Annotated in this window: 19 protein-coding genes; 12 read left to right on the top strand and 7 right to left on the bottom strand. The window is 62.1% G+C overall.

Features of this window, described 5'->3' with window-relative positions; genetic code table 11:
* Nucleotides 1-398 precede the first annotated feature (398 nt).
* Nucleotides 399-872, top strand: coding sequence for a pyruvoyl-dependent arginine decarboxylase (locus FR699_RS00090; RefSeq protein WP_158853215.1), 474 nt, complete (start codon nt 399-401; stop codon nt 870-872).
* A 96-nt stretch (nt 873-968) separates the two neighbouring features.
* Nucleotides 969-1,325 (top strand): DUF5811 family protein, encoded by a 357-nt coding sequence (locus tag FR699_RS00085; RefSeq protein ID WP_154553224.1) that lies wholly within the window; start codon nt 969-971, stop codon nt 1,323-1,325.
* A gap of 98 nt (nt 1,326-1,423) precedes the next feature.
* Here FR699_RS00085 and FR699_RS00080 read toward each other — a convergent pair whose 3' ends face one another.
* Nucleotides 1,424-2,044, bottom strand: a complete 621-nt coding sequence (locus FR699_RS00080) for a hypothetical protein (protein WP_158853213.1) — start codon at nt 2,042-2,044, stop codon at nt 1,424-1,426.
* Nucleotides 2,045-2,143: 99 nt separating this feature from the next.
* On the opposite strand from FR699_RS00080, the gene FR699_RS00075 reads away from it, so the two are divergent.
* Nucleotides 2,144-2,554: a winged helix-turn-helix domain-containing protein gene (locus tag FR699_RS00075; RefSeq protein ID WP_154552379.1), complete on the top strand. Its 411-nt coding sequence runs from the start codon at nt 2,144-2,146 to the stop codon at nt 2,552-2,554.
* A gap of 35 nt (nt 2,555-2,589) precedes the next feature.
* Here the strand turns inward: FR699_RS00075 and infB are convergent, their stop codons facing one another.
* The gene (gene infB / locus FR699_RS00070) at nt 2,590-4,410 is read right to left on the bottom strand and encodes a translation initiation factor IF-2 (RefSeq protein ID WP_154552380.1); all 1,821 of its coding nucleotides are present in this window, start codon (nt 4,408-4,410) and stop codon (nt 2,590-2,592) included.
* Between the two features lie 123 nt (nt 4,411-4,533).
* On the opposite strand from infB, the gene FR699_RS00065 reads away from it, so the two are divergent.
* Complete coding sequence (locus FR699_RS00065; protein WP_154552381.1) at nt 4,534-4,773, top strand: PRC-barrel domain-containing protein; 240 nt, start codon at nt 4,534-4,536, stop codon at nt 4,771-4,773.
* Nucleotides 4,774-5,238: an NOB1 family endonuclease gene (locus FR699_RS00060; protein WP_154552382.1), complete on the top strand. Its 465-nt coding sequence runs from the start codon at nt 4,774-4,776 to the stop codon at nt 5,236-5,238. It abuts the gene before it with no gap.
* On the opposite strand, the gene FR699_RS00055 is transcribed toward FR699_RS00060, so the two are convergent.
* Together FR699_RS00055 and FR699_RS00050 are read right to left on the bottom strand one after the other, a co-directional pair.
* Nucleotides 5,235-5,423 carry a hypothetical protein gene (locus FR699_RS00055; protein WP_154552383.1) on the bottom strand — a complete coding sequence of 63 codons (189 nt, stop codon included), beginning with the start codon at nt 5,421-5,423 and terminating at the stop codon, nt 5,235-5,237. The genes FR699_RS00060 and FR699_RS00055 overlap by 4 nt on opposite strands.
* A 137-nt stretch (nt 5,424-5,560) precedes the next feature.
* Nucleotides 5,561-6,334, bottom strand: a complete 774-nt coding sequence (locus FR699_RS00050) for a CPBP family intramembrane glutamic endopeptidase (RefSeq protein WP_154552384.1) — start codon at nt 6,332-6,334, stop codon at nt 5,561-5,563.
* Nucleotides 6,335-6,450: 116 nt separating this feature from the next.
* On the opposite strand from FR699_RS00050, the gene FR699_RS00045 reads away from it, so the two are divergent.
* Both FR699_RS00045 and FR699_RS00040 read left to right on the top strand, forming a co-directional pair.
* Entirely contained in the window at nt 6,451-6,987 is a 537-nt protein-coding gene (locus FR699_RS00045; RefSeq protein ID WP_158853211.1) for a hypothetical protein, read from the top strand.
* Between the two features lie 73 nt (nt 6,988-7,060).
* Nucleotides 7,061-7,528 (top strand): DUF5812 family protein, encoded by a 468-nt coding sequence (locus FR699_RS00040; protein ID WP_154552386.1) that lies wholly within the window; start codon nt 7,061-7,063, stop codon nt 7,526-7,528.
* A gap of 51 nt (nt 7,529-7,579) precedes the next feature.
* Here the strand turns inward: FR699_RS00040 and FR699_RS00035 are convergent, their stop codons facing one another.
* On the bottom strand, nt 7,580-8,644 hold the full coding sequence (locus tag FR699_RS00035) for a guanosine monophosphate reductase (RefSeq protein ID WP_158853209.1): 1,065 nt from the start codon (nt 8,642-8,644) through the stop codon (nt 7,580-7,582).
* A 108-nt stretch (nt 8,645-8,752) separates the two neighbouring features.
* Here FR699_RS00035 and secF point away from each other — a divergent pair, with 108 nt between their 5' ends.
* From secF to FR699_RS13040, 3 genes are all read left to right on the top strand, one after another.
* Nucleotides 8,753-9,613 carry a protein translocase subunit SecF gene (gene secF / locus FR699_RS00030; RefSeq protein ID WP_154552388.1) on the top strand — a complete coding sequence of 287 codons (861 nt, stop codon included), beginning with the start codon at nt 8,753-8,755 and terminating at the stop codon, nt 9,611-9,613.
* A complete protein-coding gene (locus FR699_RS00025; RefSeq protein WP_158853207.1) occupies nt 9,610-11,133 on the top strand; it encodes a preprotein translocase subunit SecD in 1,524 nt (507 codons plus the stop codon). The genes secF and FR699_RS00025 overlap by 4 nt, the downstream gene beginning before the upstream one ends.
* A 64-nt stretch (nt 11,134-11,197) precedes the next feature.
* Nucleotides 11,198-11,368, top strand: a complete 171-nt coding sequence (locus FR699_RS13040) for a hypothetical protein (protein ID WP_199268262.1) — start codon at nt 11,198-11,200, stop codon at nt 11,366-11,368.
* A 12-nt stretch (nt 11,369-11,380) separates the two neighbouring features.
* On the opposite strand, the gene rnhB is transcribed toward FR699_RS13040, so the two are convergent.
* Together rnhB and FR699_RS00015 are read right to left on the bottom strand one after the other, a co-directional pair.
* Complete coding sequence (gene rnhB / locus FR699_RS00020) at nt 11,381-12,118, bottom strand: ribonuclease HII (RefSeq protein ID WP_154552390.1); 738 nt, start codon at nt 12,116-12,118, stop codon at nt 11,381-11,383.
* Nucleotides 12,115-13,404 carry a tRNA pseudouridine(54/55) synthase Pus10 gene (locus tag FR699_RS00015; RefSeq protein ID WP_158853205.1) on the bottom strand — a complete coding sequence of 430 codons (1,290 nt, stop codon included), beginning with the start codon at nt 13,402-13,404 and terminating at the stop codon, nt 12,115-12,117. The genes rnhB and FR699_RS00015 overlap by 4 nt, the downstream gene beginning before the upstream one ends.
* Before the next feature lie 430 nt (nt 13,405-13,834).
* On the opposite strand from FR699_RS00015, the gene FR699_RS00010 reads away from it, so the two are divergent.
* Together FR699_RS00010 and FR699_RS00005 are read left to right on the top strand one after the other, a co-directional pair.
* On the top strand, nt 13,835-14,695 hold the full coding sequence (locus FR699_RS00010; RefSeq protein ID WP_158853203.1) for a CheF family chemotaxis protein: 861 nt from the start codon (nt 13,835-13,837) through the stop codon (nt 14,693-14,695).
* Nucleotides 14,696-15,165: 470 nt separating this feature from the next.
* The coding region (locus tag FR699_RS00005; RefSeq protein WP_158853201.1) for a surface glycoprotein at nt 15,166-17,844 on the top strand (2,679 nt) is incomplete at its 3' end.

The raw sequence follows: 17,844 nt of genomic DNA, 5'->3' as shown, positions 1-17,844 counted from the left end.
GTCGCCGCCGGAATGACGTCGGAGACAACGGGGCTGTATCACTCACCAAACGCAACCGCATCGACGATCACGACGGTCACGCATACGAAAGCGAGATCCGAGATTCACTCCAAGCGGTCAAAGGCACACCTTTCCCGATCTGTCTGTACCAGATCCCCCGTGAATCCGACGCGATCGACCGCAAAGTCCGACCGGTCGATGATTTTCGTAGCCTCGTCTCCGCTCGACTCGGTTGCCCAGTCTCTGGGCCAAACAGGGGCCGACTGGGGGCCTAAGAATGCCAGTGTATTCCCAGTTTATGAGAATCGTTAATTATAATTTTCGATAGGAGTCATTCGGGACAACGGCCTGGAGCCCGAACGAAGGACTTTAGCGTTCCCTCGGCGGATTTTCGGGTAATGGGAACGATTCGGATCGTCAGCGGCACGGGCACCGGCCCGACGCCGACGGCCGCCTACGACGCCGCCTTGGCCGAAGCCGGCGTCCACAATTACAATCTGATTACGCTCTCGTCAGTGATTCCGGCGAACGCGACCATCGAGGTCGGAGTCGACGTGCCGAATCTCGGCCCGCCCGGCCAAGGACTGCCCGTCGTCGAGGCCGAGGCAACGACCGACAGCGGCGAGGAGGTCGCAGCGGCGATCGGCTGGACGCGTGAACCCGAGGGCCCAGGCATCTTCTATGAAGTCTCGGGGGCCGACGAGGAGACCGTCCGAAACGACGTCCGCGCGGGCCTCGAAGCCGGTCGCGGCCTCCGAGAGTGGTCGTTTGGCGAGGAGAATCTCGTCATCGAAACGACAGACGCGACCGAGGAAGAATACGCGACTGCGATTGTCCTCGCCGTGTACGGGCAGAGCCACGCGCTCGTCTGAGCGACTCACTGCCGGCAGTGCGTGACAGCCAACAGAGAGGATTGGCCGCAGCCGGCGGGTTTATACGTTCCAGTGGCCTACGGTCACCAACAGTTCATGTATGGAAATACGTCGTTCTCGGGCACGTCCGGGACTGTAGTCGAGCTGTCGCCGGAAGACCGGCGCGCGATCCGGAGTGACCTCTCGCGCGTCGCCGCCAAGACCCGCGACCTCTTGCCCGGCGAGTACGCCGTCGGCGCAGAGCTGACGACCAGTTCCGAGGGGCCAGAAGCGATGGTCGCCGTCCAGCCGCCGGTCGGCTCGCCCGTCAGTGCGGGCTATCGGCCCGAATCCGAGACGGATCTACGGATCGACGACGAAGAGTGTTCGGAGCTCGCCCGCGGGCTCGCGGCCAGTGCCGCCCTGCAGGTCAAACAGGCGATGGGCGACGCGAGCGCAGCACCCGCACAATAAGAACTTCTGCGAACAACGGTTTCGTTACTTGCCCCAGAAGGGGACCTTGTTCCGCCGCTTGTCCAGATACATCGACAGCGCCTCGCGCTTGCCGCCCCTTAATCCAGCCGAGGAAGATCTCCTCGCCGCTCACGATGCATGATCTCCCCCACGAATCGCCGAAGCATGGCCACGAGTTCGTCCTCGCTCTCGTAGGTCGCAACTCGTAGATCCCACCGGACCGACGCCGACCGGATCATCGCACTCGTCACGTCGTCCTCGTGAACGAAGATCACTCGCTCGCCGTGCGTTTCGGCGACGTTCTCAAGGACGCTCCCAGCTTCTTCGCCGACACCGAAATTGTGGCCAAGGAACGGAACCACGAACACCGTCGCATTGCTACGCCGGGTATATTCGATACTCTGTGTCACCGCATCCACGTCCTCGGTATCGATGTCTGCGTCGATGGCGAGAAACGCATTCACGCCCGGATCCGCCCGGAGTTTCCCTTGCACGCGTCGGAGAAGTGCCTGGGCTTCGTCGATGTCGTCCTTGTTACGAAAGAGGCGGCGCAAAGGACCAGGAAGGTCGTCGATGTCAATGTCCCGCCGTTCTTCCTCGCTGAGGACGTAATTGAGGTTGAACGACTTGTACGGCCCCATCAGGTAGAAGAGAAAGCGATCGTACGTTACGTCCCCGAGTCGATCGGTGAGCAGTTCGCGCGTGATCTTTGCAGTCATGACTGCCTTTGTTCGCGGGCAAATATTTAAAGAACAGTATTTTTGAGAGATGCTGGCTCGACAACGACTAAGCGTCTCCCGGTCGTAGTACGAGTTACAATGGCAACGGATCAGACGCGGACGGCCGGCAGTGATGTCCCGGACGATCCGGGGGACCTGCTGCCTGAGGACAGCGTCCTCACGCTCGAGGAGTACCTCGACATGCACGCCACCGTCGGCCACCGCACGCGCTACGAGATCCTCTATCGGCTCGTTCACGGCGGCGAGATGAGCCCAAAAGAACTCGAATCGGCGCTCGATGTCGACGACAGTACGCTCCATTACCACCTCAACGAACTCCTCGACGTCGGCCTCGTCGAGAAACGACAGCGTACCGAACGAGGCCAGGACGGACTGTACACGTACTACCGGGCGACCGTCTTCGGCGAGGTAACGCTCACTGACGGCGTTGAGTCGTTAATCCGCGGCGAAGGGGAGTTCGACGCGATGTACGACAGTTCGAGCCGCTAATCGTTCCGGTCGTCCGGAAACGCCGGTCGAAACACCTACTTGCCCCAGAACGGATCCTTGTTCCGTCGCTTGTCCAGATACATCGACAGCGCTTCACGCTCGTCGGCGGTGATCTCCTCGGTCAGCTCCTGTTCTAAGATCTTGGCGTGTTTTTCGGGCAGTTCGATCCAGAGTTCGTCACCCTCCTCGATGTCCCGGCCGACCGTCGGGCCGTCGATAGAGACGGCGACGCGCTCGCCCGCTCGGGACTGATCGACGTCCTCGCCCTCGTCCTGGATGCCCTTCAACTGGCCGACGCGCTCCGGTTCAGCGCCGTCGAAGCGAACAACGTTGCTGTTGCGGACGACGGTCCCCGAAAGCACTTCGACGCCGACGACCGCGGGGTCAGATTGGCGGAACGTATGGTCATCGAGGATGTGAAACCGCGCCGGCCGGGTGATATTGTCCAAGATCTGCTCCTGTTGGGACTCCTCGATGGCTGCGACGTGATCCTGGTAGTCCTCTACCAGCTGGTAGATGACGTCGTGCTGGAAAATCTGGACATCCTCTTGTTCGGCCAGCGTCCGGGCGTCCTCTAAGATGTCGGTCCCAAAGGCCAGTATCGCCCGGTTGATCGGCTCGCCGGCCGTCTCGGCGACGCGAACGTCACGGGGCGCGACATCGCCGACGTCCGCGCGCATGATCGGAATTTCCTCCTCTTCGAGCGTCCCGGAGATGGCTTCTAGACTGCCGAGCGTATCGGCCTTGACGACGACGCCTTCCTCCTCGGTCGACACTTCGATCTCCGCGAGTTCGGCCTCGACCTCGGCGATAACTTCCTCGACGGGCCGATCACGCACGACACGGATCGGGGCGCCAGCCATCGCGTCGTCCAGATCGGGCGCGGCGATTTTCACCCCGGCGGCTGCCGCGACCGAATCGACCTTCTCGAACTCTTTTTCGGTGCGAATTTCGGCCAGTGGGCGTGGCTGGAGGAGCGCCCGGACGTCGGTAACGATCGGTTCCTCCAGCCCGCCGACGACGATCTGATCGTCGGCGCTGACGGTGCCGTCGTAGATGACGGCATCGACAGTCGTCCCGAACCCGCGTTCGTCGGTCACTTCGAGCACGGTGCCGGCACCCGACCCCGCGACGTCGATGGCCATCTCTTCTTTGAGATAGCGCTGGGAGAGGCCCATCAATACGGTCAGCAGGTCCGGGACGCCTTCGCCAGTCAGTGCCGACAGCGGAACGACGCCGATGTTGTTCTGGAAGTTCTGGACCCGCCAGTAGAAGTCCGCAGAGAAGCCCTCGTCGCTCAACTGGCCGATAAGTTCGTACAGGCGCTCGTCTAGGTCGGACTGGACGCGATCGGCCTGGTGCTCTTTGGTCACTTGAATCGGCTGCTCGTCGTTGGGATTCCAGCCCGGGATCGTGTCGACCTTGTTGGCGGCGACGACGAACGGCGTCTGGGTCCGTTTGAGAATATCCAGGGCCTCTTCGGTCTGTGGCTGGAAGCCGTCGGTCACGTCGACGACGACGATTGCGATATCGGCGAGTGCGCCACCACGAGACCGGAGCGTCGAAAAGGAGTGATGGCCCGGCGTATCGATGAAAAGAAGGCCGGGGAGGTCGAAATCGGCTGGATCGACGAGATCACCGGCCATCTTGCCGATTACGTCGAGTGGGACAGCGGTCGAACCGATGTGCTGGGTGATCGCGCCAGCTTCACCTTCGGTGACGGCCGAGCCACGAATCGTGTCCAGCAGCGTCGTCTTGCCGTGATCGACGTGGCCCAACACGGCGACGATGGGGGTTCGAAGCGATTGGACGTCTTCAGCAGGGGTCGTCTCGGCGTCGGGATCTGAGTCGGACATGAGTACCACCAGAAACGGATCGTTAGTACCTGGGAGCCGTGCGCGGTAGTTAAGTGCATCGTCCTGTTGCGGGCGTCAGACGGCCCCGTGGCGTTTATGTAACAGGACCGGGTACACGGCGGTATGGCAGAAATACTCGCCGAGAACCTCTCCGGGAAGGCCGTCATGGGGTCCGACGGAGCGGAACTTGGCATGCTGTACAACATCACGATGGACATCGAGTCGGGACGGCTCGTCGATCTCGTCATCGAGCCCGACGAGAGTCTCGGCGACACGAGCTTCGATATGGACGACGCGGGCCGGTTACACGTCCCCGTCGGTCGCGTACAGGCCGTCAAAGACCGTATGATTATCCAGCGTTAAATGAACGTTCTCGACGCGTCTGCCTTTATCAACGAGTATCACACCGACGAGCGAGTCGCGACGATCCCGCTCGTCCGCGAGGAACTCGAAGACGAGAGCGCCTATCGCTTCGACGCCCTCGAAGGATCAGGGATGCACTTACACATCCCCGACGAGGAGACTGTCGAGCAGATCCAACGGGCTGCCGACGAGACCGGCGACCTCGAAGAGCTATCCAGGACGGACACCAGACTCGTCGCGGCTGCGTTCGAGCTCGACGGGCAACTGGTCACCGACGACTACGCGATGCAAAACGTCGCCGAGAAGTTGGAGATCGGTGTCGAGGTGATCGCCCGGGACGGCATCGAGGAACAACGCGAGTGGCACTTCCAGTGTCAGGGCTGTGGCCGGGAGTTCGACGAGCAACACGAGCGCTGTCCGATCTGTGGCAGTCCCCTCTCACGGAAGAACCCCTCGAGCGCCTAGACGCTCGTCTCGTCGCTCTCGGCCGGTCGCGAGCCGTCTGGCTCTTCTCCGACCGCGACCGCCTCGAGGCCGAGACCGAGTAACTGCCGGAGGACGGCCTCCTCAGTCAACTCGTTTTCTCGGGCCAACGCTTCGACTTCACGCGCCCGCGCGTCGTCCAACACAACTGAGAACCGAGTCGGCATACGTCGTGGTAGTCGTTAGCACAGTATAAATCCTCGTCAGACTTCCGTCGGACGACGGAGAGTCGGCACACGACCAGGCGAGTCAGTGACAGAGGCTGGGTGACGACCACGGTCCAGACGAGAGCTACCACTCGGCATCACGGGAGAGAGACGAGTCCAGTCGTCGAAATATCGCTCGTGTAGACGAGGTATTGGCCCAGAAACTGGAACGCGTTGAACGCCCCGTGAACGAGAATCGGGACCACGAGATTGTGGGTCCGCCGGTAACTTTCCCCCAACACGAGGGCTAAGACGAACAGAATCGGCAGTGTCGTCACCAGCGGCGCGAGCCCGCTGGTGAGATACGCCGGAACGTGGACCAACGCGAAAATGGCGCTGGCGATGAGCACAGCGTGCAGCCGGGTAAAACGGGGATACAGTGACTTCTGGACGATATTCCGGTAAAAGATCTCTTCAGCTGGCGCGATCACCAGAAACGAAAGTGGGACGAGCATCAAGAAAATCTCGGGACTGTTGTTCTCACTGACAGTCTGGATGACGCTGTGGTCGGCCGTCGAGATATCGAGCGATTGAATGACGAGATTAATGACCATCAGCCCGCCCAGGAGAACGAAGAATCCGAGCAGGCTGTACCCGAGATCGCGCGGGCTCGGGAGCGAAACGTCAAGGAACGACAGATCGAGGTCGTGACGCCACAGATAGATCCCGGCCAGCACGACAAATCCGATACCACTCCCGATCGTTATCGCGGCGTACTCGTGTGTAGGCGTCACTGGATCGATCACGAGCAACAGCGGTGAGGCAAACAGGAGTGCCAGCAGCTGGCTGCCAAACAGCCCGATCAGGGCCCAGAATCCGGCTCGAAGGACAAGCGACAGACGCTGCCGATCGGTCTCGTCGATCGCGACCATGAACGCATTGAGGGCCGGCAGCGTCAAAGGGGCTGCGTTCCCTGCGGTAGCGGCCGGGACTCGAACGGGTGTCCGGAATCGGGGCGTTTATTCGATGACGCTCGGTACGAACACTCGTGACGGACGACGATGCCTACAGTGGCGTGGTGGGAGCAATTCCCTACGCCTTCCGCTCGACTGACTCACGGCTCTGTCGATGGTACATCGTCGTCGGCGGTCTCGTCGGGGGCCTCATTACGCTCGTCTTTACCCTCGCCGTCCTCTCGCTGGTCGGCGGAACCGTCAGGACAGCCGGGGGCATGCTCACGAGTTCGCGTGCCTTCTACGTCCTCGTCGGGCTGTGTCTCGTCGGTCCCTTGCTTGCCCCGATGCTCCTGGTCGCCCGCAGCCATCGACACGGCAACGACGACACCCACTACGATCGCGCACTGGCGGGGACAGGCTTTCTGTTCGTCTGCTCGATTTATTTCGGGTTGGTCGCGTCGATGCCGCCGACGTTCCAGTTGAACGGCGAGACAGTTTCGCGCCCGCCCGCCGAAGGGCTCCTCGGCCCGATCGTCGAGTTCTTCTACGCCATTCCCGAGCCAGCCTGGCCGGTCGTTCCGGCCACCGCGGCGGCGATCATGATTGTCGTCCACCGGCTGTATCGGTGAAGGCCCACGATCCAGACCGGCGACTGCCGCCAGAACCGACGACGAAAAGGGCGTTGGACCCCTTGTTGGAGATATGAGCGAGAAGACGGGGACATTCGTAGTCACGAACGTCGACGAGGCCTCGGCAGTGGTAACCGACGTCGAAGACGCCCAGGTGCACACCCTCGCCGAGCACCCGGACTTGGAGCGAGACGAGATTCTCGAGGCGACGATTCGTCCCGAACCGCCGATGGACGTGACCTGGGAGCTGGTAGCGATTCACGATCGCCGGACCATTCCCGTCGAACACAATCCAGAAACGCCCACCAAACAGGCCCGGGAGCTCGCCACAGAGCAGTCCGTCGGTGACGTGACGCGGCGCGAACGGGCGGGCACGGGAGAGTTGCACGTGTTGACAGTCCCGCCCGAGCAAACGGCACAAGCGGTTACCGACGTCCGCGAAGACGACGCGACCCGCCGACAAGCCGCCAGACTGGGCGTCGATCGCGTCGAGATCCGTGCCGACGACGGTGTCCTCAGCGTACGATACCTTCCTGACTAACACCCAACAAGCGCCAGCCGCGCCCACGGTGAGATTGTGTTGCCGGCGTTTTCAGTCACTGCCAGTGCCGACAACGCTCTCCCAGTCGTGATCGAAGTGGGCACCTTCACGCTCGCGGGCGCTGGCTTCGACGGCGATGAACTCGGCGTTCTCACGGGCTTGCGAGATCGTGTGGCCGCCACAGTAGCTGAGTCCCGACCGGATGCCGGCCGCAAAGCGGTCGGCAACGTCCTCTAGAGGGCCGCTATAGGGCGTCAGGCCTTCGACACCCTCGTCGGCGTCGGGGCCGTCGGTCTCCTTGTCGGTGCGGTCCTCGGCGGCGGCGGTCGTCGCCATCCCGCGTGAGCGTTTGTACTGCTCGCCGTCGACGTCGATTACCTCGCCGGGCGACTGGTCGGTCCCGGCGAACAGACTCCCCATCATCACGGTATCGGCACCGGCCATCAGTGCCTTGACGGCGTCACCCGAAGATCGAATGCCACCATCGGCGATGACGGGCATATCGAGGGCGGCAGCGGCGTCGGCACAGCGGTCGACGGCCGTGAGTTGCGGGACGCCGGCACCGGCGACTTTTCTGGTCGTACAGTGACTACCCGGCCCGACGCCGACTTTGACGGTGTCGGCACCGATGGCGTGGAGGTCCTCGACTGCTTGGGGAGTGGCCACGTTGCCGACGATCAGATTGTCGGGATCGTACTCGGCGACGAGCGTCTCGACGGCGTCGAGACACCGTTCCAGGTGGGCGTGGGCCACGTCGAGGACAATGGCATCAGCGCCGGCTTCGAGTGCCCGTTCGGTGCGTTCGAGATACCCCTCGGCGATCCCGACGGCCGCGCCGACGCGTTCACCGGCCTCGACGACCGCGCGAATCTCGGCTGCCTGTTCGTCGATCGCCAGGAAGCGATGGATCGTCCCGAACCCGCCCGCTCGGGAGATCGCAATCGCCGTCTCGCGTTCGGTGACGGAGTCCATCGGTGCCGAAAGCAGTGGTCGCTCGAGTTCGATACGCGGAGTCAACGGCGTCGAGAGGTCCACGTCGTCCCGGCTATCGACAGGGGAACGCTGTGGAACGAGCAAGACGTCCCCGTAGGAACGTCCAGTCGTGAGATCGTTCATTCCGAGCTATCGTTGGGACGATGCCACATAACGTCGTCGTTACGGGAGTGGTGGCGTCGCCGGGACGCTTTAGGAAGGCTTATTCAGGGCCGTACCACACCCACGGCCATGGTCGAGTTCGAGGTCCCGGAAATCGATTACACCCGGTACTCAAACCGGCAGCTTATGGCCGTGCCGCTGGCCGTATTGGCCGTCGCATTGGCCGTGCTGGCCGGCGCGTGGGTACTTACGGGGTCGCCGGTCGCACTCGGTATCGACTTTACCGGTGGATCCCAGATGACAGTACAGTCGACGATGTCGACAGCGGAACTGCAAAGTACGTTTTCGCCCGAACCGGTCTCCGTCCAGACAGTCCAATCGCAGGCCGACAGATATGTGCTGACGTTCGATCAATCGAATATCAATGAGCTGCGCGAGCAGGCTCAAACAGCCGGCATCTCCGTTCGAGGCAGCGGGTCGACACCTGCCTCGTTCGGCGCAGATAGCATGCGTATCGGGCTGGTAGGGATCGGAGTTGCGTTCTTGGGAATGAGCATCCTGGCGTTCGCCCTCTTTCGAACGTTCGTGCCGAGCATCGCGATCGTCATTTCGGCGTTCTCGGACCTGATGATCCCGCTTGCTGTGCTCAGTCTCCTGGGCGTGAAGCTCTCTCTCGGGACGATCGCGGGGCTCCTCATGCTGATCGGGTATAGCGTCGACTCGGATATCCTGTTGAACAACCACATCCTCAGGAGACGGGGTGAATTCTACGAGAGCACCTACCAGGCGATGCAAACGGGTGTGACGATGACGTTGACGTCGCTGGTGGCCATGCTCGTCATGGCGATCATGGCGACGTACTTCAACATTCAGATCATGGCACAGATCGGGTTCGTGCTCGTCATCGGTCTGGCCGCTGACTTGATGAATACGTACATGCTCAATCTGAGTCTCCTTCGCTGGTACAAGTTCCGCGGGGTGAACAAATGAATATCCGCGACAACTGGCGGATCGTCCTCCTGGCCGTCTTCGTTATCGGAAGTGGCGGTGCCCTGTTCGGGCCGGTTGCCGGTGGCGCGAGCGACGGCGGGGGACTGACTAACCTCCAGTACGGGATCCAACTCGACGGCGGGACGAGCCTGCAGGCGCCAGCAGTCGGAACGACAGCAGAAGGGGTAAACGTGAGTGTGGAAGACGAAACCACGCTTGCACAGAACGTTTCGGCTGCGGTGTCGGCCGATGCGATCGACGTCCGTGTCTCAGCGAGGTCACAAACGGTCGAAGTGTTCACGCGGAACGTCACCCAGGATCAGCTTCGAGACGCCCTCCTCGCCGAGGGCTATCAGCCCGAGACCGTCCGGGATGGCGTCACAGAGCAGACCCGCAAAGATATGGTGCGGGTCATCCAGGACAAGGTGCGAGAGTCCGCACTCAGTGGCGGGAGCGTCTCGACGATCAACGGCATCGAGGGGACGTTCATCTCGATTACGGCACCGGACCGAGACCAAGAAGAACTGGAAAGCCTCCTCGATGAACGTGGTGTCGTGCGCATCTATGCTGTGCATCCGGACAGTAACGGAACGTTCGTCCAGGATCAAGTACTCGAACAAGACGACTTCAAGAGCATTGGATTTGCACGGAAAGACCAGAGCGAAGCAGTCGTGCCCGTGACGATCCGGAATTCGGTCGCCGAGCGGTTCCAACAGGAGATGGTCGAGCACGGATTCGGACAGGCCCGCCGGTGTGGCGTCAATCGGGATACAGTGTCGAACATCTCGGAGGTAGACGACTACTGTCTGGTGACGACGTTGAACGATGAGGTCGTGTTCTCTGGCGGCGTCCAGCAAAATCTCGCCACCTCCTTTGCCAACGGTGAGTTCGCCAACGATCCGAACTTCCGGATGACCACCGGCCAAAATATGACCCAGGCGGAGGACCTCGAGATTAGCCTCCGGGCCGGGCGGCTACCCGCACCGCTCGACTTCGAGAACGCCAGGAGTCAGAGCCTCGAACCATCGATGGGCGAGGAGTTCCGTACCGACTCGCTGATTATCGGAATCATGGCTGTGCTGTCTGTGAGTGGCATGATCTACTTCCGGTACCGTGACCTGCGGGTCGCTTTGCCGATGATCGTCACGGCACTCTCGGAGGTGTTCGTCCTGCTCGGGTTCGTCGCGCTCGTCCAGTATCCGCTGAACCTCTCACACATCGCCGGCTTCATCGCCGTCGTCGGGACGGGGGCCGACGACCTGATCATCATCGCCGACGAGATCCTCCAGCGAGAGGAGATCACGACCGATCGGGCCTTCCAGAACAGATTCCGGAAGGCATTCTGGGTGATCGGGGCCGCGGCAGCGACGACGATCATCGCCATGAGTCCGCTGACGGTCCTCTCGCTCGGTGATCTGAGTGGGTTCGCCATCATCACGATCGTCGGCGTGCTGATCGGTGTGTTCATCACGCGGCCGGCTTACGGTGACATCCTCCGGAGCCTCATCTTAGACGAATAGCTCACCACGCTTGGGGGCAGTCGCGTCCGTATGCTTTTCCCCGCGGCTTGTGAACGACTGGCCAATGGTCGAAGACAGCGACCACTTCTACTGTGAGACCTGTGATCGTGAGGTCGCCCAGTCCGACGTGATTCGAACCAAGACGATGGGTGGCCTGGACCCGGACAACTGGCAGACGTTTTGCTGTCCCGAGTGTGGCAGCCGCTTACAGACGGTGTTTGTCGGCGGCGAATGAGTCAGCGCCCCCTCAAAAGTCGTCGAGGGCAGCCTGATCGTCACCCGCCGCGTCACCCGGCTGGTCGGATCCACGCTGGAAGTCGTCGAGAGCAGCCTGATCAGCCTGAACCAGGACATCCTGACAGGTCTGCCAGCACTCGCGGGCACAGTCGGGTAAGTGGCCGTTCGTGTCGACGTACGATTCCAGAAACGCCCGTGTCGTTTCGTCGCCCGGATAGCCACTCCCGACAGCGCCGTATTCGTCTGCCAGGTCCGCGACGTGGGCGTCGCGTTCGACTTTGGCGACGATACTAGCTGCGCCGACGATCGGATAGCGCTCGTCAGCCCCGTGTTCGGCCCGGAGATCGGGTTCGGTATCGAGCCGATCGGCCACGCGGCGCTCGAACCGGACGGCGTTCGTGTCACCAGCGTCGAGGTGGGTTTCGAGGTCGTCGCTGGCGACTGGCGAGAGTGCCTCGGCGTGAGCAGCGACGGTGAGTGTGTTCATATCCGTTGCGGGGTCGTCGATCCGCTCGACGGTGATCTCGCTGACGGCGACCGCCTCGGCCCGCTCACGGATCGTCGCCGCGAGCGTCTCGCGTCGCTCCGCCGAGAGTGCCTTCGAATCGTCGACGTCCTCGGGAAGGGCGGCCGGATCGGCGACGACGCAGGCCGCGAACATCGACCCGAGGACCGGGCCTTTCCCGGCTTCGTCGACACCTGCCCGGAGACCCGCCTCGGCGTCTTCGGGTGTGTCGGTCCCGGTCATTCCGTTTCGGCGTCTCGCAGGAACCGGTCTTCGATGAACGGTTCGTCCTCGCCTTCGACGGTGAGGACGTCAAGCGCCGTGACTTCGGCGTCGACGCCAAGGAGACCGGTGAGACTCGGCTCGGTTCGCCCTTCGTCACCGGAGACGAGTTCCTTGACGTAGAGGCCGCCTTCGCCGTGGATCTCGATCGTGGCGTGGGTATCGTCGTCGAGTTTCCCGTCGATATCGTAGACGTCACGCGTCCGCACGATGTCTCCCCGACGGTGCGCGACGCGATTGGGCGTGCGTTGCTCGATCGTCGCCCCGTCGAGGTCGGCGAGGGCATCCTGGAGGGCCACCGGATCGACCGACGCGGCGAACTCGACGTCCATCCGGTAGGTCTTGCTCGCGTCCAGTTCTTTGACGCGTTCGACCATCTCGTGGGTGACCGCTTTCAGACCTTCAACCTCGACGTTGCCGTCGGCGAAGTCGTTGATCTCGGTCTGGAGTGACTCGACGTCGACCGCCCGGGTTCGTGGCTCTTTGACTTCGATCACGAACGGGCGACCCGTCCCGAGCATGAGGGCGTCGACGTCTTCGCGGCCGGCGCCGTGGAAGACCGCCTCACGCCCGTCCATCGCGTCGGCAACGACCGGCGCGGTCAGCTCCTCGACGCTCTCGTCGTAGCGATAGCCCGTTCCGTCACAGCCATCGCAGGGCTCACCGTCGACTGTGCCCGTGGCGTTGCAGTCGTTGCAGGGCCACTCAGTCTGGGGAATATCGCGTTCGAGCTTTCGGTAGCGACCGTAGACGAACGCGGAGTTGACTTGCACATCGACGCTGTCGGCATCGAGATCGACGAGCAGTTGGACGTCGGGACGCTCGAAGCCCACCTCGGCGTCGACGCGAGCGCCGACGCGCTTGCCGACCTCGCGGTTGACTTCCCGCTTGAGCGGTTCGCCAGCGTCGTCCTCGAGGCCGGCGTCATCGCGAAGCAGCGAGGCGTTCTCCTCGAGGAGTGGCGGAACGCGGGTCCCGACCTGGTAGGTGTCGAACTCGTACGGTTCGAGGGCGTCGACGATTCGGTCGGCCCACTCGTCGAAGCCCGCACAGACTCCCTCACAGACCCAGCAGTCTTCGGGCGGCTCGAAGGGGTCGTCCGCGGCGAGGGCGAGTGCCGTCCGCAGGCCCCGGCCTCGCTCGGCGTTGGTGAGACCGAAGCTCCGGTCGGCGACCGGCCGCCCCAGACAGGCATCACACAGCGGCCCCGTCGCCAGCGCGTCGCGAGCGTAGGAAAGTACGTCCATACGCCACCTGTAGCGAGGGGGGCCGTAATTTCCTTTCGAGTCCGGTGGCCAAACGTGGCGCCTGTGTCGAGAAGAGCGACCGGCCGGTCACTCCACAACGGAGCGAATCGCTTTTGACCCGGAACGGACTGGCGACCGTAGACACAGATCCGTGAGTGACAGCGACGACGTCCCCGAAGGGGAACGCCAAGCCTTTTTCAGATCGGCCACGGCGCAGTCGTGACCTCGAGCGGTGTCTCCGTCCAGCGCGCTCTGGCAACGGCGACGGAGTTCGACCGCGCTTGAGGTGGCGCGGCCCCGTCAGACGCGGACCCACGGACAAGCGTTTGGCGGGTCCGGTCGCGCATGGTGACGATCGCGTCCACGAAAGATGCTGTCGGTGAGAACATATATGCCAGTCACCCGCCAACGTTCGGCCACGTAGGCGGTCATGAGCGACGACGAACGGAAGCTGCTGGATACGGCCGGAGACTACCGGTACGCGGTCCGAGACGGAACGGAAGTCTCTGCGTCCGACTGGCAGTCCTGTCGGTTAGTGGTGACCAACAAGCGACTGGTACTGGCCGCCAATGGGTCGAATCAGACGCTCCCGCACGGGCGCGTGACGATTCCCGACGACCCCGAGGAGTTCGTCAGCGACGTGGGCGAGACCATCCCGCTGCGGATGGGGTCGAACGTGATTGTGGCTTCTGCGGCGGACGATCCGGCGTTCATCCAGACGTACTGTCGGGCGAACGTCGGTGGCGAAGTGGTACTCGTCAGGCACCCGGCAGTCGTGGGTGGCGTCGTTCAGGAGGAGAGCGACTGGTCGAAAGCCCGATTCGTGATCGACGACGAGCGCTTCAGCCTACAGTTTCCCGATGGCGAAACGGTCGCGTGTGGGCTCGACGATATCGGGACAGTCGAGACAGAATCCCGGACGGTCATGGGCGAACAACGCGACGTCGTAGAAGTCGAACACACCGATAGCGAGGACCGGAGCGTCGAAACTCACCTCTCGGGGACCGCTCGACACACCTCCGTCCTCCGGACGTTGTTCGATCACCTCGTCGAAGATCGCGACGGCGAGTACGAACTCACCGACACCGAGAGTCAAGTCCTGATGGCACTGTACTCGGGTGTCTCACCGTTCGAGATGGCTGACTTCGTTGGCATCAGTGTCGAGGAAGTCGAAGCGATCTACCAGAAGCTACTGGACGTTGGGGCTGTCGACGAGGTTCGAACGCGGACGGAAGTGTCGTTGAACGCCCAGGGACGGAATATGGCCAGCGAGGCCATGAACGAGCAGTAGCGTCGAAACAACTGGTCGAGCCGTCTGGTCACCCAGCTCGGAGACGGTCGCGGGCGAAGGTGTGTTTCCCAACGAGCGGTAGTATTGTAGGCAACAATGGCAATTTCTGGGTCGGCATGCAGACTAAGGTCGATCGAAGCCAACGACACATCGCCGCCGAAAATGGGATCGAAAGGGCCAGACTGCAAGCTACTCTTTGGAGCCACAACGTGATTCGAACCCGGGAGTGAAGATGCCCTTAAATGCTTTGTGCCACGGGCCGATTCTCGGCGGGTCGAAACGGCCGAAATAGGAGGGTAGGGTTCGTCTGTTGGGGTTTGGCGGGGGTTCGCACACGGGGTCAGAACCAGAAAGCATTTACCACATCTGGTAGATGGATACCAACGTGAACCGTCAGTCTCGGATACCACCGTGCGGTGCCGTGCGGATCGCGGTGGGAGAGGCTGGCGGGGACTGACACAACACAAACCATGACAGACTATAACGAAAAAGTCCGTGCGCTGTTCCTCACAGCGCTGATGGTCTTCAGCGTCTTCGCTGGGACCGTCGCGTTGAGTGGTACAGCTGCGGCGGGTGTTGCCAGTGCAACGATAACCACTGGCGAAGATGTGACACCTGATTCAGCGAACAATGCAGATGAGGTTCGCCTGACACTATCGTCAGGTGCATTAAGCGATGCTACAGACACAGCGAACTTCGAGGTTAGCCTCCAGCCGCTGATCGATGCTGGTGTGAGTGACGTCGATGAGGACTCCCTCACTGTTACCACGACCAGTGCACCAGCGGACGACACTGTGAGTGGGCTCACGTTCCACCCGGGGAACAACACAGTTACTGCAAACGTCACCGACGCAGGTGACGGATCCGGTAATCCTGCCGACAGTGACATCGAGTCGTTCACTATCGGCATCTCCGGATTTGACGCGAGTGGTGTCCAGGATACGGACGTTACGATGAGTGTGAACGTGCTGGACCAGAGCGACCGGTCCGGGACTACCGCTTCTGACACCACGACCGTCCACGTTGACAACACTGCACCCGGCATTCAGAGCGCGAACGCGTTCGATAACGAGTACACTGACACCAAGTCAATCATCGGTAGCACGGGCGCAACCACCGGGACTGACGCAGTTCTGAAAGCAGGCGCGGATGTTGGCACCGTGACTGTAGACGAAGACGAGACGATTGTCGAACTCGTCTTCAACGAATCGATTGCCACTGTCGGTGACACTGGTGGTACTGGCCCAGATGTGGGTGACTTCCGGGTCAACCTGACTGACGGAACGTCCGTCCAGCCCGACGCACTCTTCGATAAGGGTGGAGCGGACGGTCAGCTCTACCTCGTCCTCGATAGTACGGACGTCAAGAGCGTTTCCGGTGTCAACGTAACCGACAACGGCGGTGCGGCAGACTTCACGGACGACGACGGTAACGTTGTCCAGAGTGCTGCCAACCAGGGCGTCGGAATTGGCAACACCGCGAGTACGTCCCTTGCAGACAACGGTGGAGACTACAGTGGCACCTCGAAGATTGCGTACTCCGGCGAAACGATCGCCTATGTCGTTGACTCGAACGACGCAGACTTCGAGATCAACACCGCCGCTGGAAAGTTCATCTTCTCAGGTTCGACCGGCACGAACTCCCAGGTTTACTTCTGGGACAGTGCAGATCGGAACCTGAGTGCAACCTACCAGTTCGACGGTCCGGGTGCCATTCAGGACCTTGGACTCCGTAACCTCCAGCTGAGCGCGTCGGTCGACGCGACGGAGATCCAGACCGACGAGTCCCTGTCCGGTGAGATCACGTCCCGCGTGGGTAACCGCGACGTCGACGTGACGATCACCGACAGCGACGACAACACCCAGACCAAAACCTACACGCTGGACGGCAGCGGTGAAGCCACGTTCAGCTTCGACGGTCTCGAAGCCGACACGTACTCCGTCGAAGTCGTCGACGTCAACACTGGCGTCACGGACACGACGGACGACGTGACGGTGTCCGATGTCCCGGAAGGATCGGCTGACTTCGGTGGCGTCTCCGTGTTCGAAGAGGACCGCGGTGACGTCGTCGAGATTCCGATCAACATCGAAGGCGGGACTGACACCGCAACGGTGAACATCGGCAGCGACTCCGCCGGGTTCAACGCCACGGTGCAGGTCACCGATGGCAACAACGACGGCGAAGTCACGCTGCTGTGGAACACGGTCCAGGAAACCGCACAGACGAGCCTGTCGACCGCCAGTACGCCCGACGGTGAGGATCCGGACACGGTTACCGTCGTTCGGAACCCCACCCACGAGATTAACGGTGACGACGACGTTGACGTCTACGACACGGGTAACTACGAGCTCGACGTCCGGTCGGGCACGGACGGCTACGCCCAGTCCCAGGCTGTCGCGACGATCTCGCTCGACGGTCATGAGACCACCGCTATCAGCACCTGGACCGCACCGAGCGGTGTCAGTGCTGGCAGCGTCGACGCGATCGAAGCGCGCCTCGGCGTCAACATCACCCAGGATAGCACGATCGCGCAGGGCGATCAGCTGATCTACGCCATCGAGGCGACCGGCCTCGAAGGCGCAATGGATCAGGCAGGTGCAGACGACGACAACACCACCCAGCGGTTCCTGAAAGCAGGCAACCAGGGCTGGTTCGAACTGAACCTCACGCAGACGAACCCTGGCCAGAACGCCGCGCCGAAGGTGACCAACCTCGACGCGATGTTCAACAGCCTCGCGTACGACGAGATCTCGGTTGTGGCCGACGAGACGGAAGGCCAGACCGACACCTACTACGTCGTCATCGACACGGCCAACCTGGACACCTACCGCGACAACGACCGGAACGGCTGGAACGTTGGCGGTAACGACGTCGCGACCTCGACCTCCGACCCCGCCGTGGACGACGAGTTCAACACGACGTTCACCGTCCCCGAGACCACCGGTGGTCTCGCGATGGCCGGCACCGAGACCCTCAGCGGAGAGTTCTCGGTCGACGGCGCTAGCGCGACGGTCGACTACACGGGCCAGGACGAACGGCTCGTCCGCAACGAGGTCAACCAGACCATCTCCGGCACGACCACGCTTGCGGTCGGCTCGGAGATCAGCCTCCGCGTCAACAGCCAGTCTGACACCGATCCGTTCCTCAAG

Source organism: Halorhabdus sp. CUG00001, from assembly GCF_009797925.1.
Taxonomy (GTDB): domain Archaea; phylum Halobacteriota; class Halobacteria; order Halobacteriales; family Haloarculaceae; genus Halorhabdus.
Note: the sequence above shows the minus strand (reverse complement) of the source record. Positions and strands in the feature narration are given on the sequence as shown.

What these genes read in the sequence shown, in the direction of transcription:
- FR699_RS00090 (WP_158853215.1), top strand. Translation starts at nt 399, where the DNA reads ATGGGAACGATTCGGATCGTCAGCGGCACGGGCACCGGCCCGACGCCG.
- FR699_RS00085 (WP_154553224.1), top strand. Translation starts at nt 969, where the DNA reads ATGTATGGAAATACGTCGTTCTCGGGCACGTCCGGGACTGTAGTCGAG.
- FR699_RS00080 (WP_158853213.1), bottom strand. Translation starts at nt 2,044, where the DNA reads ATGACTGCAAAGATCACGCGCGAACTGCTCACCGATCGACTCGGGGAC.
- FR699_RS00075 (WP_154552379.1), top strand. Translation starts at nt 2,144, where the DNA reads ATGGCAACGGATCAGACGCGGACGGCCGGCAGTGATGTCCCGGACGAT.
- infB (WP_154552380.1), bottom strand. Translation starts at nt 4,410, where the DNA reads ATGTCCGACTCAGATCCCGACGCCGAGACGACCCCTGCTGAAGACGTC.
- FR699_RS00065 (WP_154552381.1), top strand. Translation starts at nt 4,534, where the DNA reads ATGGCAGAAATACTCGCCGAGAACCTCTCCGGGAAGGCCGTCATGGGG.
- FR699_RS00060 (WP_154552382.1), top strand. Translation starts at nt 4,774, where the DNA reads ATGAACGTTCTCGACGCGTCTGCCTTTATCAACGAGTATCACACCGAC.
- FR699_RS00055 (WP_154552383.1), bottom strand. Translation starts at nt 5,423, where the DNA reads ATGCCGACTCGGTTCTCAGTTGTGTTGGACGACGCGCGGGCGCGTGAA.
- FR699_RS00050 (WP_154552384.1), bottom strand. Translation starts at nt 6,334, where the DNA reads ATGGTCGCGATCGACGAGACCGATCGGCAGCGTCTGTCGCTTGTCCTT.
- FR699_RS00040 (WP_154552386.1), top strand. Translation starts at nt 7,061, where the DNA reads ATGAGCGAGAAGACGGGGACATTCGTAGTCACGAACGTCGACGAGGCC.
- FR699_RS00035 (WP_158853209.1), bottom strand. Translation starts at nt 8,644, where the DNA reads ATGAACGATCTCACGACTGGACGTTCCTACGGGGACGTCTTGCTCGTT.
- secF (WP_154552388.1), top strand. Translation starts at nt 8,753, where the DNA reads ATGGTCGAGTTCGAGGTCCCGGAAATCGATTACACCCGGTACTCAAAC.
- FR699_RS00025 (WP_158853207.1), top strand. Translation starts at nt 9,610, where the DNA reads ATGAATATCCGCGACAACTGGCGGATCGTCCTCCTGGCCGTCTTCGTT.
- FR699_RS13040 (WP_199268262.1), top strand. Translation starts at nt 11,198, where the DNA reads ATGGTCGAAGACAGCGACCACTTCTACTGTGAGACCTGTGATCGTGAG.
- rnhB (WP_154552390.1), bottom strand. Translation starts at nt 12,118, where the DNA reads ATGACCGGGACCGACACACCCGAAGACGCCGAGGCGGGTCTCCGGGCA.
- FR699_RS00015 (WP_158853205.1), bottom strand. Translation starts at nt 13,404, where the DNA reads ATGGACGTACTTTCCTACGCTCGCGACGCGCTGGCGACGGGGCCGCTG.
- FR699_RS00010 (WP_158853203.1), top strand. Translation starts at nt 13,835, where the DNA reads ATGAGCGACGACGAACGGAAGCTGCTGGATACGGCCGGAGACTACCGG.